Source organism: Rhizobium changzhiense (assembly GCF_013087625.1).
GTDB classification, from domain to species: Bacteria; Pseudomonadota; Alphaproteobacteria; order Rhizobiales; family Rhizobiaceae; genus Rhizobium; species Rhizobium sophorae.
This window is the reverse complement of record NZ_JABFCQ010000003.1, coordinates 800,333-815,336: the sequence shown is the minus strand read 5'-3', so window position 1 is coordinate 815,336 and position 15,004 is coordinate 800,333. Positions and strand designations below refer to the sequence as shown.

General features: G+C 58.6%; 13 protein-coding genes and 1 pseudogene. 3 read left to right on the top strand and 11 right to left on the bottom strand.

Annotated features, from left to right (window positions below; translation table 11 throughout):
* Nucleotide 1: 1 nt before the first annotated feature.
* The 3 genes from G9X68_RS18850 to G9X68_RS18840 all read right to left on the bottom strand — a co-directional run bounded on the left by G9X68_RS18850 (nt 2) and on the right by G9X68_RS18840 (nt 4,583).
* Nucleotides 2-286: a hypothetical protein gene (locus tag G9X68_RS18850; protein WP_171603674.1), complete on the bottom strand. Its 285-nt coding sequence runs from the start codon at nt 284-286 to the stop codon at nt 2-4.
* Nucleotides 283-2,577 (bottom strand): FdhF/YdeP family oxidoreductase, encoded by a 2,295-nt coding sequence (locus G9X68_RS18845; RefSeq protein ID WP_171603673.1) that lies wholly within the window; start codon nt 2,575-2,577, stop codon nt 283-285. The genes G9X68_RS18850 and G9X68_RS18845 overlap by 4 nt, the downstream gene beginning before the upstream one ends.
* 77 nt (nt 2,578-2,654) lie before the next feature.
* Nucleotides 2,655-4,583 (bottom strand): diguanylate cyclase, encoded by a 1,929-nt coding sequence (locus tag G9X68_RS18840; RefSeq protein WP_171603672.1) that lies wholly within the window; start codon nt 4,581-4,583, stop codon nt 2,655-2,657.
* Nucleotides 4,584-4,806: 223 nt separating this feature from the next.
* Between G9X68_RS18840 and G9X68_RS32025 the strand changes: the two are divergent.
* A pseudogene (locus G9X68_RS32025) lies at nt 4,807-4,998 on the top strand (MarR family winged helix-turn-helix transcriptional regulator); the annotation flags it as partial.
* Between the two features lie 104 nt (nt 4,999-5,102).
* On the opposite strand, the gene G9X68_RS18830 reads toward G9X68_RS32025, so the two are convergent.
* From G9X68_RS18830 to G9X68_RS32015, 3 genes are all read right to left on the bottom strand, one after another.
* Nucleotides 5,103-5,579, bottom strand: a complete 477-nt coding sequence (locus tag G9X68_RS18830; protein WP_171603671.1) for an NUDIX domain-containing protein — start codon at nt 5,577-5,579, stop codon at nt 5,103-5,105.
* 245 nt (nt 5,580-5,824) lie between these two features.
* Nucleotides 5,825-6,127, bottom strand: a complete 303-nt coding sequence (locus G9X68_RS32020) for a hypothetical protein (RefSeq protein WP_244956195.1) — start codon at nt 6,125-6,127, stop codon at nt 5,825-5,827.
* Between the two features lie 3 nt (nt 6,128-6,130).
* Complete coding sequence (locus tag G9X68_RS32015; protein WP_244956194.1) at nt 6,131-6,631, bottom strand: class I SAM-dependent methyltransferase; 501 nt, start codon at nt 6,629-6,631, stop codon at nt 6,131-6,133.
* A gap of 380 nt (nt 6,632-7,011) precedes the next feature.
* Between G9X68_RS32015 and G9X68_RS18820 the strand changes: the two genes are divergently transcribed.
* A complete protein-coding gene (locus tag G9X68_RS18820) occupies nt 7,012-8,121 on the top strand; it encodes a sulfite oxidase (protein WP_206679765.1) in 1,110 nt (369 codons plus the stop codon).
* A 348-nt stretch (nt 8,122-8,469) separates the two neighbouring features.
* Nucleotides 8,470-9,876, top strand: a complete 1,407-nt coding sequence (locus G9X68_RS18815; RefSeq protein ID WP_171603669.1) for an adenylate/guanylate cyclase domain-containing protein — start codon at nt 8,470-8,472, stop codon at nt 9,874-9,876.
* 343 nt (nt 9,877-10,219) lie between these two features.
* Here the strand turns inward: G9X68_RS18815 and G9X68_RS18810 are convergent, their stop codons facing one another.
* The 5 genes from G9X68_RS18810 to G9X68_RS18790 form a co-directional block, all read right to left on the bottom strand.
* Complete coding sequence (locus tag G9X68_RS18810; protein ID WP_171603668.1) at nt 10,220-11,233, bottom strand: beta propeller repeat protein; 1,014 nt, start codon at nt 11,231-11,233, stop codon at nt 10,220-10,222.
* 96 nt (nt 11,234-11,329) lie between these two features.
* Nucleotides 11,330-12,082 (bottom strand): GAD-like domain-containing protein, encoded by a 753-nt coding sequence (locus G9X68_RS18805; protein ID WP_171603667.1) that lies wholly within the window; start codon nt 12,080-12,082, stop codon nt 11,330-11,332.
* 70 nt (nt 12,083-12,152) lie between these two features.
* Entirely contained in the window at nt 12,153-12,887 is a 735-nt protein-coding gene (locus tag G9X68_RS32340) for a GAD-like domain-containing protein (RefSeq protein WP_171603666.1), read from the bottom strand.
* A 244-nt stretch (nt 12,888-13,131) separates the two neighbouring features.
* Complete coding sequence (locus tag G9X68_RS18795; RefSeq protein ID WP_171603665.1) at nt 13,132-14,001, bottom strand: pentapeptide repeat-containing protein; 870 nt, start codon at nt 13,999-14,001, stop codon at nt 13,132-13,134.
* Nucleotides 14,002-14,288: 287 nt separating this feature from the next.
* A complete protein-coding gene (locus G9X68_RS18790; protein WP_171603664.1) occupies nt 14,289-14,999 on the bottom strand; it encodes a GAD-like domain-containing protein in 711 nt (236 codons plus the stop codon).
* Nucleotides 15,000-15,004 lie beyond the last annotated feature (5 nt).

The following is a 15,004-nucleotide window of genomic DNA, read 5'->3' as shown; positions in this document are numbered from 1 at the left end:
TTTAGGTCTCGTCACCCGGCGGCAATGTGTAATACACTCTCATCGTCCTCAAATCCCGCTTGACGATCTGCAGCACGCCCTCGCGTTCCGCCAGGGCGTTGAGTTCCCTCAGCACGAGAGAATGCGCGATCCCGAGCATGCGCGCAAAGGTGCGGCTGTCACGCGCAATCCCCAATTCCGCGGCGACCAGAAGACCGGCCTGTATGGATGTCAGCCTGATATCCCTGCCTTGCGCCGCAGCGACAAGGGCAAGAAAGCGATCGACGTCGGACGCCTCTTCGCTCACACGGCTTTTCGCCGGCGGAAGGACACCATGATCGATTTCGAGGTGGGCGTATCGCTTTCCCTACCTGCGCTGCCAAGCGGCACGAGCACGTTCAGTTCGGGATAGTAGCCCGCGATGCTTCCTCGCGGAATGTCATAGGGCACAAAGCGGAAATTCTCGGCGATGCGCTCGATACCGTCATCATGCTCGCCGACCACGTCGACCCGGTCACCGGCTTCGGCATTCATCGCCTTCAGGTCGGCTGGATGAATGAAGATGACCTGGCGCTCACCGTAAACGCCGCGATATCGGTCATCGAGGCCGTAGACCGTCGTATTGTATTGATCGTGCGATCGGAAGGTCTGCAGGGCAAAGCGCCCCTCACCCTTTCGCGCCCGCTGATGCACCGTCTCTTCCGGAAGCGGCTCGGAAGAGAATGACGCTTTGCCTGCCGGCGTATCCCACTGCCTGTGGGCGGCTGTGTTGCGCAGGTGGAAACCGCGCGGCTTGCGCAGGCGCGCGTTATAATTTTCGAAGCCTGGAATGGTCGCCTCGATATGATCGCGGATTCGGTCGTGGTCGTCGGCAAGCCCTGACCAGTCGATCACGGCGGAGCCGACCGTCGCCTGCGCAATGCCGGCAATGATGGCGACTTCCGAGAGGAGATGCGGCGAAGCCGGGCGATTGATGCCGGCAGACCCATGCACCATGCTCATCGAATCCTCGACGCTTATGAGCTGGGAGTTGCCCGCCGTGTTCAGATCCATCTCGGTGCGCCCGAGGCACGGCAGGATGAAGGCCGTCTCGCCGGGCATGAGATGCGAATGGTTGGGTTTGGTCGCGATGTGCACCGTCAGCTTCAGCCGCCGCAGCGCCTTTTCAACAAGTGCGCTGTCGGGGGTGGCGCGGGCGAAATTGCCGCCAAGCCCGATGAAAGCCTCAGCCGAGCCATCGAGCATCGCTCCGATCGCGGCAAGGACATTGTGGCCATGTTCGCGGGGAACGGTGAAGTTGAAGTGCTTCTCCAGCGCATCGAGGAAATCGTCCGACGGCTTTTCATTGATGCCGACGGTGCGATCACCCTGCACGTTGGAATGGCCGCGCACCGGGCAAAGGCCGGCACCGGGCTTGCCGATATTGCCGCGCAGGAATATGAAATTGGCGATCTCGCGGATCGTCGCCACGGAATGCAGATGCTGGGTCACGCCCATCGCCCAGGTGCAGATCACCCGCTCGGCGTTGATATAGACATCGGCCGCCCGTTCGATCTCCTGCCGGCTCAGTCCCGACTGGTCCTCGATCTCGGCCCAGTTGGTCGCCTCGACCGCTGCCCGGTATTCCGCAAAACCCGCGCAGTGTTCGGCGAGAAATGTATGGTCGAGAACGGAGGGCAGACCGGCAGCGACGGCTGCATCTTCCGCAGCCAGCACGGCCTTCGCCATCCCGCGCACCGCGGCCATGTCGCCCCCGAGCTGCGGCTGCAGATAAAGGCTGGCGATATCAGTCGAACCGCCGCGCAGCATCTCGATCTTGTCCTGCGGGTCGGAGAAGCGCTCCAGGCCGCGTTCGCGGATGGGATTGAAGACGACGACACGCGCGCCGCGGATCGCCGCCCGGCGCAAGTCGCCGAGCATCCTCGGATGGTTGGTGCCCGGGTTCTGCCCGATCACGAAGATCGCGTCGGCCTCTTCGAAATCCTCCAGCAACACGGTACCCTTGCCCACACCGACCGCCTGGCGCATGGCAATGCCGCTCGCCTCGTGGCACATGTTGGAGCAGTCGGGAAAATTGTTGGTGCCGTAGACGCGCACGAACAGCTGGTAGAGGAAGGCCGCCTCGTTGCTCGCCCGGCCCGACGTGTAGAATTCCGCCCGGTTGGGACTATCGAGACTCCTCAGAATGCTGCCGATCTCGGCAAAAGCATCCTCCCATGCGACCGGCAGGTAACGGTCGCTCGCCGCATCGTAGCGCATCGGATGCGTGAGGCGGCCATTGAGTTCCAGTTCGTAGTCCGTCAGCTGGCGAAGCTGCGACAGCGTGTTTTCCGCGAAGAAGGCAGGCGTTGCCCGCTTCTCCGTCGCCTCCCAGGCGACGGCCTTCACGCCGTTCTCGCAGAACTCGAACGAGGATCCGTGCTCCGGATCGCCCCAGGCGCAGCCAGGGCAATCGAAACCATCCGGCTGGTTCGCCTTCAGCATCGTCCGCGCCCCGGATATCGGCATACCGCTTTGAAGCAACCGCTTCCCGCAGCTCTTCAAAGCGCCCCAGCCGCCGGCTGCCGCCGATTTTTTACCAATGAATTTTGTGTCCATGCGCCCTGTATTGCCGAAGCGAGGAAAACATCAAGGCCGCGCTGGCGATGGCTCGATAGGAAAAACCTATCAAAGGTCTAGCCGACGTCCTTCATGGTATGCCGTTCCTCAGGCGAATGTGCCAGGATGCGATTCCGGCCTTGGGTCTTGGCATCGTAGAGCGCGGCATCGGCCTCGGTCAGGAGGCGGCTCGGGTCGATCCTCAGGGTGGCTCCCGTCGCGCAGGATATGCCGATGCTGGCGGTCACCCGTCCGAATTCGCTGCCGGAATGAACGATATTCTCCTGGCTTAGGAGACGGGCGAATTGCTCGGCAACGATCATTGCCCCTTTCGCACTGGTAGCGGGGAGCAGAACCACGAATTCCTCTCCGCCGTAGCGTGCGACGATATCTGCCGGACGGCTTACGGACTGGCGCAGACACTTGCTGACGACCCGCAGGCATTGGTCTCCGGCGGGATGACCATAAGTGTCGTTATAGGCCTTGAAGCGGTCGATATCGACCATCAGAAGGCTGAACGACGTGTTTTTCCTGGCGCTGCCTGCGGTCTCGCGCGCGAAAGCTTCGTCGAAGGCCCGGCGATTGACCATGCCGGTGAGCCCGTCGGTCTCGGCAAGGGACTTCAGCTGCTCCGCCGACAGCCGCAGCGCGATTTCCGCCTGCTTCGTCGCGGTGATGTCCGAGACGACGGCCATTGCCGTGCCGTCTTCCGCAAGCCTTGTCCGGATGCTGCGCCAGTCGCCGTTATAAAGCTGAACCTCTTCGTCCTTGTTGCTATGCAACGTGGCGCTGGCGGCCTTGATCCACTCTTCGCGGTCATTGTCCGGAATGCCGGTACGCTCGCCGGTTTCTGCAATGCGGCGAAGGATGTCACTGATATGCGCGCCAACCACGCGGGCGTCCCCGGATAGCGGAAAGGCAGTGCGGTACTGGTCGTTGCAAAAAACGAGGAAACCCTTGCTGTCGTACATGGCGATGCCATCGGACATGCCGGCCATCGCATGTGACAGCAGGTTCTTGCTCTTGCGCAATTCCCGCTCCAGGGCAGTCCGCTCCGTCACGTCACGCGTGACGCCGGCAAGGCCGATCACCCGTCCCTGCCTATCCTTCAGCGGCACCTTGGAGGCGAGCAGGTATCTGTCTTCGATACGCTCGACGGAGTCGATCAGGGGCACCCCGGTGTCCATGACCTGCTGTTCGAGATAATAAAATTCTTCGGCGCGCGGCCGCGATATAAGATTGAAATCCGACAATCCGGTCATCTCCGCCGTGGTTCTGAAACGAAAAAGGCGGCTCATATTTTCATTGACGGTGATGAACCGGCTGTTGCGGTCTTTCACGTAGAGGTAGTCGGGCGACTGCGAAAACGCGGTCACCAAGATGCTTCGCTCCAGCTCCCATTGCTGCGTCTTCAGCAGAACGAAGCCACACAGCACCGTCGCCAGGCAATTCAAAACGGTCATAGGAAAACCGATGATGGCCAATACGCGGGCGTGCACCAGGGTGGGAAGCACCGCCATCAAAACGATAAGTGCGGCGCCGAGCGCGAGGCTCAGCAGCGCAACGTCCATGAGCTCGGGAGATCTCTTCCGGATCCAAACATTGGCAGCCAGGCCGATACCGGTCGCGACAGCAATTGCGATCAGACCATCGATCATGGCCGTGCCGCCGACACAGAAGCGGAAGACCATCGCCAGCGACGCCGCAAAGGCCGCCGCGATCGGTCCGCCAAACATGCCCGCCAATGCAAGCGGCGAAAAGCGGATGTCGATATAAATGCCGGGATTGAATTCGACGGCCAGCAATATCGATCCGATGGAGGCACCGCCGGCTATGAGTCCGAAGGCGATTTTTTCCTGTGTGACCGAACGACTCTGAAATTGAATCGAGAAATGCGCCCAGAGCGAAATCGCCAGGCACACGAATGACAGGTTGCCACCGAATTGCGTCCAGATGCCATTCACCGCGTTGGATCCACCTTCCAATACATCTACCGAACCAATCATAGGGCAACACTGGTTTGAGCTTCGTTAAGCCGCAGACCCATCAGCCTATATTCGTCAGCAGTTGCGTCTGCAGGTCGGTCTGCAGCAATACGGCGACAGGAAAGCGGCGTCCGCCGCGACGATGAGGTATGGGCAGAAAGACCTGCTGCCAGACTTGTCGACATCAGAAATACGCGAAACCGGAATTGAAAAGTCATGCTCCAGGACGGCAGGAGACATCATCCTGATCGAGCGCCGGCCTTCCCAGGCGGACCGCCGGCGCCAGGAACTTCATCTGACCGAGTCGGGACGCGCCATGCTCGCACAGGCGCGCAAGCTGATCGACACGCACGAGCAGCGTTTCATCGACCTGTTTTCGCGCGATGAGATGGATGCGCTGCTGGCTGCGCTGAAGCGGATATACAAGCGAAACTGAAACCCGGTTATCGCCTTTCGGCGTGTCTGGGTTCAGGACCCACCTGCCGCAGAGAAGCATCATGAGCGCTCCCGGCTCAACGCGGTTATCGGCTTCGAAGAAACTTAAATTTTCCGCGACATCTCATGGATGAGAAGATGCCCAATGGGCTCCCGATTCACGAATTCCGCCTCGACGTGTTTTAGAACATGGCGCTGCCCAGCGAACGGCACCATCTCCATGGCCTCTGCAAATGGCACCCACTGAAATTCGCTGTGTTCATCGTTGATAAAAACTGTCTGCTCGGCATCCACAACGCCGACGAAGACGGGCAGCATGCTGATGGCATTGCGATCAGCCTCATAAAATTGCTCGCAGATATCTGCGGAATAGAGAAAGTCGCAGATCAGGCCCGTCTCTTCACGGACCTCTCGCAACGCGGTTTCCCAGGCCTTCTCGCCGTCCTCGATGCCGCCGGCCACTTGGCACCACTCACCAACCAGCGTGTGATTTCGGCGTAAAAGCAGCACCTCATACCCAGCCGTTCTTTTGCGGATGACGACGACCGATACACCAAAACAACGGATTGGAATATCGGCCACTCGCCCTCTCCTCCAAAATGATCCTTTGCGTCGTCGGTTGGCATAACAGGAAATTCCGCAACGCGCATAACATCCGCTTCCGGCGCAAACCGGAAGCACGGATTGCGCAATGAAAGTCTGCTCCGGGGCCGAAAGCGGCCTAGCAGCTTTTGGCTGCCTAGGAACGACAACTGATGATCAACCCGCGGGTTTAAGGTCTGAGAACGGCCCACACCGAGCCCTCGCCCATTGCATGCTCTCCAGAATCAGGCTGGGACCAAGCCACGCACCACACGGAACATCATGGGAAATGATCGGGGTCCATCGGGCAAGCCGACCAGATACCCGGCACGAACATGCTGTTCGATCGAACCGCGCGCGTCGTCCGAAAGTGCCATCAATATGCTTGTGATGCTGCCTGGGCCGTCGGTGAACGTAGCCCAATAATCCGCGAAGGACGCATACTCGCAATCCACGACAACGGGAATCTCCGTCACGTCGACGAGGCCGATCTTCCGCCACAACGTCGCCTGACCATTCGGCCAGAAGAGCTGGCGCCCCGCCCGCATGGATCACAGCCTGGCGAAGTCGGTCTCAAGCACGGCGCCGGTGTTAATGACGAGATCGAAGGCGGGCATGCCGCCCAAGAACTGAGTAACGGCGGACGCGACCACGCCACCTGGACGGGTGACGCGCTTCATCTCGGCAACTACCTGTTCAATTTCCGGGATAACGTCCAGGGCCAGCGTGGAAACGGCCGCATCGAAAAAGTTAGTGTCGAACCGCATGTGCCGGACATCGCCGTGTTCATAGGCGATATTGGCGTGGGATCGTCGACGGCGGGCTCCTTCCAGGTATCCCTCCGATGCGTCAACGCCGATCACATGCGCTCCCGCCTCGGCCAGTGCTTTCGACAACACACCTGTCCCACATGCTACATCGAGCACGCGACTGCCCGGAGCAATATTAGCACGGGCGAGAAATGGGCTTGCCAGATGTTCGCTCCAGCGCCCTATGAATGTCTCGTAGACGTCGGGATCAGCCCAATTATATCGTAGTTCTGCGGCTTCCATGGTTGCCATCCTCTCTCGATCAAGAATGGACCGTAACACGGCCATTCGGGTCGCGCACGGTGGAAGCCCGCTTCGCCCATTCACTGCAATCCTTCAGCCCGACCCGTGGCCAACAGGATCAATTGCAGCCAGGAACTGCGGATCGCTGGACAACGTCCGCTATTAGCACGAGAATCCCGTTGCTGAATGACTGCTGAGGGGCGCGACCGCCGTCGGACCTTTTGCTGCCATTCGAGGTCGATCCGAGGAACGTGCGGTATGTGCTAGAATGCGGCCCGACGGCGGAATGCGACAGATGCACTGCGAGGGGCGGTGTGATCGTACCGGAATTCGCGCGACCGAGAGCCGACGCTGTGCTCTTGAAAGGGGAGACGAGGACGATGCCGACACCACCGCAACCCAGTCTGATAGTTCGACAGAAATCCCCACCGAACATCGAGTTTCCGTTTGCGTCGCTCTCCGATTGGCTGATCCCAACCGAGCAGTTCTTCGTGCGAAACCACTTCCCGTCACCGGAACTCAATGCGCGAGACTGGAGATTGCGCGTCGACGGGGCGGTGGAGCGGCCGATCGAACTTGACCTCGACAGCATCAAGGCGATGCGAAGCAAGACTTTCAGCGCGGTCGTCGAGTGTGCAGGCAACGGGCGCGTCTACTATGTGCCGCCGAAGGAGGGGTTGCAGTGGCAGAACGGAGCCGTCGGCAATGCCGCGTGGACAGGTGTTCTTCTGCGAGAGATTTTGGAAACGGCAGGCGTCAAGCGAACCGCATGTGAAGTTCTGCTCGCAGGCGCCGACAGCGGCGTCGTCGACACGAACAAGAAAACGGCTTCGCCAGGCCCCATCGCTTTTGCGCGCAGTTTACCGCTTGAGAAGGCCATCGCCGACAGCACGATCCTTGCCTATTCGATGAACGAGGAGCCGTTGACGCGCGATCACGGCTACCCGCTACGCGCGGTCGTGGGTGGCTGGTTCGGCATGGCCTGGGTCAAGTGGATCACTGATATCACGGTTGTGGAACAACCGTTCCTTGGCTACTGGCAGGCGCGCGACTATTTCCGTTGGGAGCGCAACCTCGGGGAACCCAGGCTGGTCCCCCTTGCGGAGATGGAGGTCAAAGCGCAGATCGCGCGTCCCGTACAGGGGGCGCGTCTCATCGCCGGCCAACCGTACCGGATTTTCGGCGCCGCCTGGAGCGGAGAGGCTGCTATCCGGCAGGTGCAGGTCTGCACCGGAGATGGCAAGGGCTGGCGCGAGGCAAGGCTCCTCGAAACAGAACGTCCCTTTGCATGGCGCTTGTGGGAGTACATGTGGGCCCCTGAAGAAGTGGGGCGATATATACTGCGATGTCGCGCGATCGATGGGGCGGGGTGCGTGCAGCCCGACCTCCAGCGTTCCGACTGCGAGAGCTACGCAGCCAATTGGATCGTTCCGGTGGAGGTTACGGTCGTTCCCGAGCCACAGACGTACGAGGAGGAATTCGTGATCTAATCACCCGCATGGGGCGGAATGGCGGCTTTTGGCGCAACTGCGCCCCGCGGTTGTCACTGCGTCATGTCCGCTTTGCAGCAACAGCGACGGGTGCTCGATGACCATTATGAGGGCGCAAACCGGAAGCACTGATGCCGTCATTGGCTCGAAAGCACTCATGGATTTGTCATTGACCATTTTGCGACGAAGCGGGCGGGATCGTTGGTTGCGGCGCTCTACAAATGAACAGTCCAAGTCGCTTGGGCAGCAGGCAGCTCCGAGCCTATAGATTTCTATTAGGAAACTCCCGTGGTATGATCGCGGTCCTGGCGTCGTCCGCCGTGGGTTCTGCACACGGAGACTTGTCTAATGAGCGAAGTGGACGTCCTTTTTGCCTCCCTGCGACAGGCGGCCGACCCGCAGACGGTTGAGTGCATCGAGAACGTCGTCATGCATGGCTCGGATCGCGAGCTCAATCGCATCAACGCGCTCGCTTTCGCCGATAAGCACCATCTCGATGAAGAGAAAACCATCGCCGCATTTCTCCATGCAGCGCGCATAGGCGCGTTCGAGATGACCTGGAATGTCCTTTGCCCGGGGTGCGGCGGTGTCCTTGACAGCGGCGCAACCCTCAAAACCGTCGTCCACGAGACGTACCATTGCGCGCTCTGCGCGGCCGGATACGAACCAACCCTCGACGAGATGGTCGAGGTGACGTTTACGGTCAGCCCGCGCGTGCGCAGGATTGCCGCCCACGACCCCGATCGGTTGCCGCCGCTCGAGTACTACCGCCAGATCTTCTTCAGCTCCGGGGTCGACCTGCCTGACGATCTTGAAGCGAGGTTTTCGCGCATCCAGCTGGAGATGATCGAGCTGGCTCCGGGTGAGAAGGCCTTCGTCTCGCTGCAGCTGCCGGCGCAATTCGTGATCATCTTCGATGCGGTGACACACTCGGCGCAGTTCATCGACGTGCAGGGCGAGCCCACCGACGAACGTCAAAACCTCTCGATGATCATCAGTCGGACGCATGCGCTGAACGAAACGCTGACCCTGCGCCCGGGCTCACTGCGACTCACCCTCGAGAACCACACCGATCGCAGGGTGGTGCCGAATGTCTGCATCGCAGGAGACGAGCTGCACGACCTCTTGGGCCGCAGGCGGCCTTTTCTGACAGCCAAGCGTCTGCTGACCAACCAGAGTTTTCGGGACATCTATCGGACCGACACGCTCGACGTCGACCAGCGCCTCAAGATCACCAGCCTGACCTTCCTCTTCACCGACTTGAGGGGCTCGACCGCGCTTTACGAGCGCGTCGGAGATCTTGCCGCTTTCGATCTGGTGCGCGCGCATTTCCGGGTTCTTCACGAGATCGTCGCCACCGAGGCCGGAGCGGTCGTCAAGACCATAGGCGATGCCGTGATGGCCACCTTTCCGAGCCCGGACCGCGCAGTGGCGGCGGCACTCAGGATGCGGGAGGCGATGCTTCGGTTAAATGCCGAACACGGCAGCGACGACCTTCTCCTGAAGATCGGCATCCATGAGGGACCATGCCTCGCAGTCAACCTGAACGACCGGCAGGACTATTTCGGCCAGACCGTCAACATCGCCTCCCGCGTCCAGGGCCTTGCCGATCCCAATGTGATCATGACGACGGAGGCGATCGTCGAAGATGCCCAAGTTTCAGAGATCCTCCGCGACAGCGGTATCACATCCGCTTCTCGGATGGCGGAGCTTCAGGGTATCGGGCGCGAGGTGAGGATTTTTGCGCTGTCGTGAGTTTCGTCTGAGCTTCGACGTCGAGCCAACTTTAGCGGTTTCCGATGACGGCCTATTGCGGACATGGGGGCTTCCATCACTGCAAGGCGGCTTCGCGCCCCATCTCCAAGCATGGTTCTGTGCGCCAATTGGAAGCGGCGCAATTCCCGAATCTTGCACCTTCTGCTCATGTTGCTGCTGCGGGCGACGGATTCGGTAGCGTTGCGGCACGCAAGCTCAATGTCCCTGAGCTGCCGCGGGTCGCCTTGTTGAGCAGGCAGATAAGCACCACACTCCAGAAACCGAGATTGATTACACTGACAGCTGGTTTCTTGATTGCAGCGGGTTCGGTATACGAAAGCCGTTAGTACGCAACGTTGTCGCCATGCTCATAGAAGGTAAATGCGTTGCCGTCGTAACGGAACGCATGACGATTGGACGCTATCCACAAAGCGTTATCAGACACACTGTCGAGACTGATGACCTGTGTCTTGCCGTCCAACTTTCCGCTCGTGAGCAGTCTCACACGAGAACCTTCGAGCACGTAGAGGCCGTGCAAGGTTCCTAAATAGGTCCTCCCCTGGAAGCTGCGGACCGACCAGATGTAATCGCCGGGGAAAAATTCGCCCAAGCTGCGGAAGCCAGCCCGGGCGTTCCCAGTCAAAACGGTGCCGTCTTCGCCCACGACCAACACTTCGTCTGCTGAGATGCAATGCATGGCGGTCAGGATCGCATCGGTTTTGATGTCGATCTTCGCCCAGGCCTTGCCGTCGTAATGGAAGAGATTTCCACCGTTGCCGCAAACATAAATGTCTGTTTCGCTTATGCCGCCAATATCGTTGAAATTAGGCGCCTGCCGCATCGATTGCGTAAACTGGCGCAGCATGTCATCGGAAACCGACGCCGCATCTGGGAACGTCAAGTTGAGGGCGCTTTTGCCAAGTTTCGTCAGTTCTCCATCGATAGGCGTCCAACTGGTCTCGTCGCGCCGATAGACCTGTCCGTAATTGCCGCAGACAAACAAGGTAGAGCCTATCTCTCTGATCCGCGTCACCGCGCCCAGCGCGCGCGCTCCCATCAGACCCGCGCCGGAGATTTTTTCATAGGTCTCGTCCGCGGAGTTCGCGATCTCGATGTCTCCTTCCCCCGTCAAGGCGCAGGCTGCGCGTCTCACCCCTTCCCGCTCTCGGCGCAGGCATAGCGACACCACCTGTTCGTTGGGCCAATCCCGGTAGTGCCACACCTCTTCCGTTTCTGGGCACAGGTAGTAAAGACGGGTAAACTCCGCATCCTCCGGCAGTTCGTCAGGGATCGTCGCGATAACGAAGATGTCGTCGGCTGCGGCGCAAGCGACAACGAATTTGACGGGTACGACCATAATTTCTCCTCAGAGCAACCAGCGCCGCCGGGCGCCGGCGAACGCAGCGCAAATACGCTCCCGCCCATTGCGGGCCAGCCGTAAGCCGAGGCAAATTTACCGTACGCTACCGGCGGGGATCGTTTGGGAGACAATTTGCTGCTGCCCTCCGACTTCGACTGCGAATGAATAGTAAATCTCGTCAGGCACGCGCGAGACAGCCGCGGAAATTTTCAGTTTTTGATAATGGTCAATCGTATTTTCCCCTGCAGTCCTACCCCGAAAATAGATCTCGTTCTGCGAAAGCTCGCCGAGGCCTCGGCGAAGCTGCGGTGTGAGCGCTTTACCGTTGTCGTCATAAATCGCGTTGTATGAATCCGTGCTGGTTGCCGCCAACAATATGTTCCAGATGTCTTCCGGCGCAGACCTGGCTTCCAGAAACAGCTCGACCGCGTTTTCGGGCATATCCACACCGGCCGCGCGATAGATCTCCTCCAGATCATGGGGCGGCGGATCGGTTCGGCTTCGGCTCGTCAAATCCATCAGCAACGCGACATCGAGCGAAAATGTGAAGTGCCGTCCTGTCTTGTGCCAGAGATTGACGGTTCCCAGGCTAGAATATCCGAAGGCGGCGAGGTCATCGGCATTCAATTCCGGCACATTGGCCAGTATCTGGCGGAGGAAGCCCTCGAAGAGAGCCGGTGTGCACAGCCAGTAGTTCCTGTTTGCATAGTAGCCCACGCCATATTGCATCCAGAACTCTCGCAAGTCTTCCGGAACGCGCCCAAGGGCGCTTTTCGCTTCGGCCTCGGAAATCCGTCTTGCCTCGTGGGGTTTGCCTCGCGCCTCAAGAAACTCTGCTGCGGTCATTCGTATCTCAAACCGCGATCAGAAAATGAACCAATACTCTCCGCCTCGGCGGAATCTACTAGCCGCGGCCTCATCGGTTCTGTGGCCCGATCGTTCGGCGCGGCGTCACCGTACCAAGACCACGTTCTCCCCGAGCGGGTGGTGTGTAGTCGTAATAGGTTGGCGGTTCCATGGAAGCCAGAAAGACAAGATGCTCGACCAATGGCATCTTCTGAAGATTCTTCAAAATATTGCGGCCGCCTAAACTAAGTGCGGGCGCAAAACCGTAGATTTGGCCCCATGCGAGACGCCCCAGCGTTTCCAAAGCCTGAGGCATCATGTTTTTCCGATTTTCATCTTCCCACGGCGGCGTGACCGGGGCGAATCGCCCTGAGAAGCGCAGGCCCAGCATGACCTCATCGGTCCATTCGCGCTGGTGTTCCTCATTATATCCGCGAGGATCGACACGCACCTTGTTCATCAGAAGATTCACCCTGATCATGGCGTCGCCATACCAGATATCGATTTCACCGAAGGCGGTGTAGCCGAAGGCATACATCTTTTCTGGATTAAGCTCCGGATCGCCGCGGAAGACATAGTCCAGCACCGGCTTCGGCAAGGAAGGATTGCAAAGCCAGTACTGACCGTCGGACCAACGGCACCAGCCATGATCCGCCCAGAAACGGAGAAGAAAATCCGGCAGCTTCCCGCGATAGCCCTCTATCTCAGCTTCGCTCGGGTTGATGATGTTGTCGATCTTGTAAGCCGAGAGGAACTCGTCGAACCACTTGATCTCGAAAATGTTGTAGTTTGATTTTTCAGCCACGTCTTAGGTTCCTGAAACGGGTTTCCCAACAGACTTCGTCATCCACGGCCTGGACTTTGACCGGGTTCGGAATGTTGCGATCGATGGTGGCATCAAGGACGGTCTCGAAGACGACAGCAGGTGCCCGTCGAACCAATGCAAAGCGTAGTCTGAGGCGATCACCATCCGATATATTAATTTTGTGATCGAGCGTAGGTTTAATCTTGGCTCGCCCCGAAGGCGGCGCACTCAAGCACCCTACCAACTAATTACCCCAGCTCGGATCGGTCAGCATCAGCGCTAAGCGCTCCATGCCCTTCGGCTTCAGCAGTTCCCTGAAGTCGTCCTCATTGACAATGCCAAAGTTGGAATTGGCGGTGTATTCGCTGGTGAAAATGCCGGCGAGCGCCACGTCGCCCAGATCAGGATTCGCCTGGATCACGCGGTCGAGATCCGCGATGAAGTCCTTGTAGCGGCTGATCACGTGGATCTTGGGATTTTCGGGTGCGGTGACATCGGAAACCTCGGTGTTCGGGAAGATGCTGTAGTGGATTGTCGCCTTGCTGAAATCCACGCCCTGCAGGCGGCTCGGTTTGTCGGTGTAATCCCGGCCGAAAACGACGTCGTCGAGCTTCCCGGTAAACTGGCTCCGCAGAATGGTGGCCTGCCGGAATTCGGCACGGTCGAGCTTGCAATTCAGGAACGATGCGCGTTCGAAAACGGCAAAGTCCACGCCGCTTGCCTGCATACTGCATTTCTCGAAAACCACGTCCTGAAACGCGTTCGCATTCGAGGCCTGGTCCGCTCCGAAAGAGAAGCTTCTCATGTCACAGGAGATGAACTTGCAATTGCTGTAACGGCTATCCCAATTCTGGATCGCAAGCTGGCAGTTTTCGAAGGTGCAATCTTCTAACATCGCGCCGGTAAAGGCGAGGCCGGCTATGGAGCAGTTCTTGAAGTGAATGCCGCGCCAAGTCTTGTTCTTGACATGAAGGTTGAAGGGGATGATTTGCGTTGCATATGTCTTCTTGCTGCGAAGGCGCTCGTCGGGAGAAAACTCGGTATCGGAAAAACTGGCGCCATGTCCCGAGGTCAGGCCCGCCTCGATCGCCGATACAAACTCTTGCTGCTTCAAACCAACTACTCCCAACTATGACCATATCAATGGCACCTCGATGATTTCCGCTTCCTTCCGCCAGTTGCACAGTTTTAAACGCGTCGTATCTGAAGATTACAAAATCGGCTTGCTCGAATTCATCCGTCAGCAGCCCATAGAAAGCGCACGAATCCGGACCCAAATGTGCGCATTTCCAAAGAAGCAGATGAACTGTTGGCAATGATTCATCGGCGAAGCTCATGTAGACCCCCAGTTCGAGAATGGCTTTGTCAGCTTATCGCTCACTGGAATGCCCGATACTTCTGCTATCTTGGGGATCCGATTTCGCGCACTCGTTCAAGCCGCCCGTAAGGATTATTCGGATCGGTTGTGTCGAGGACGTAACGTTCGACGCCTATATGAACAAACTGGTTCAGCATCAGAAGATGCTCGATGATGGGCGCCTTAACAAGAGTTTCGGGAGTTCCTTGCCCACCGAGGGCGAACGCGGGAGAATACCCATAAATCTCTCCTGGATTCAGAGGCCCGAGAGCATTCAGTGCCCTTTCGAAATCGTTCAGGTCCTGTTCGGCAAAATATGATCGTTCCTCCTTTGCAAGGCTGATCGAGTTAGCGACGTAGCGATCATCGCTCCAGTGTTCGCCGGTATCGGGCCTCTGTTCATCATGTTGCGAACTGAACACAGGATTATAAGCGGCAATATCAAGCGTAATGACCTTTGTGTCATTCTGCCAGCCGTACAGTTTTCCAAAGGCGTCGTATTTAAAAATCACGAAGTCGGCTTGCGCGAATTCGGGATCATTCCGGAAAACGTCCTTCAGCAGACCACTGAAAGCACCTGGGTCCGAGACCCAGTAATATCCATCCTGGAAGGAGCACCAGCCGACCTCTGCCCAGAATTCCAGAAGCCCATCGGGCACGCGCCCGCGATAGGCTTCAATGACATCGGCCGGCACTGGCCGAATGTGGGACGGCTGGCCCACCTTGGATATAATCTCCGCGAAGTCCTGCTGCATGTTCT

Excerpts from the sequence above, each read along its gene's own strand:
- G9X68_RS18845 (WP_171603673.1), bottom strand. The coding sequence starts at position 2,577 with ATGGACACAAAATTCATTGGTAAAAAATCGGCGGCAGCCGGCGGCTGG.
- G9X68_RS18840 (WP_171603672.1), bottom strand. The coding sequence starts at position 4,583 with ATGATTGGTTCGGTAGATGTATTGGAAGGTGGATCCAACGCGGTGAAT.
- G9X68_RS32020 (WP_244956195.1), bottom strand. The coding sequence starts at position 6,127 with ATGCGGGCGGGGCGCCAGCTCTTCTGGCCGAATGGTCAGGCGACGTTG.
- G9X68_RS32015 (WP_244956194.1), bottom strand. The coding sequence starts at position 6,631 with ATGGAAGCCGCAGAACTACGATATAATTGGGCTGATCCCGACGTCTAC.
- G9X68_RS18820 (WP_206679765.1), top strand. The coding sequence starts at position 7,012 with ATGCCGACACCACCGCAACCCAGTCTGATAGTTCGACAGAAATCCCCA.
- G9X68_RS18815 (WP_171603669.1), top strand. The coding sequence starts at position 8,470 with ATGAGCGAAGTGGACGTCCTTTTTGCCTCCCTGCGACAGGCGGCCGAC.
- G9X68_RS18810 (WP_171603668.1), bottom strand. The coding sequence starts at position 11,233 with ATGGTCGTACCCGTCAAATTCGTTGTCGCTTGCGCCGCAGCCGACGAC.
- G9X68_RS18805 (WP_171603667.1), bottom strand. The coding sequence starts at position 12,082 with ATGACCGCAGCAGAGTTTCTTGAGGCGCGAGGCAAACCCCACGAGGCA.
- G9X68_RS18790 (WP_171603664.1), bottom strand. The coding sequence starts at position 14,999 with ATGCAGCAGGACTTCGCGGAGATTATATCCAAGGTGGGCCAGCCGTCC.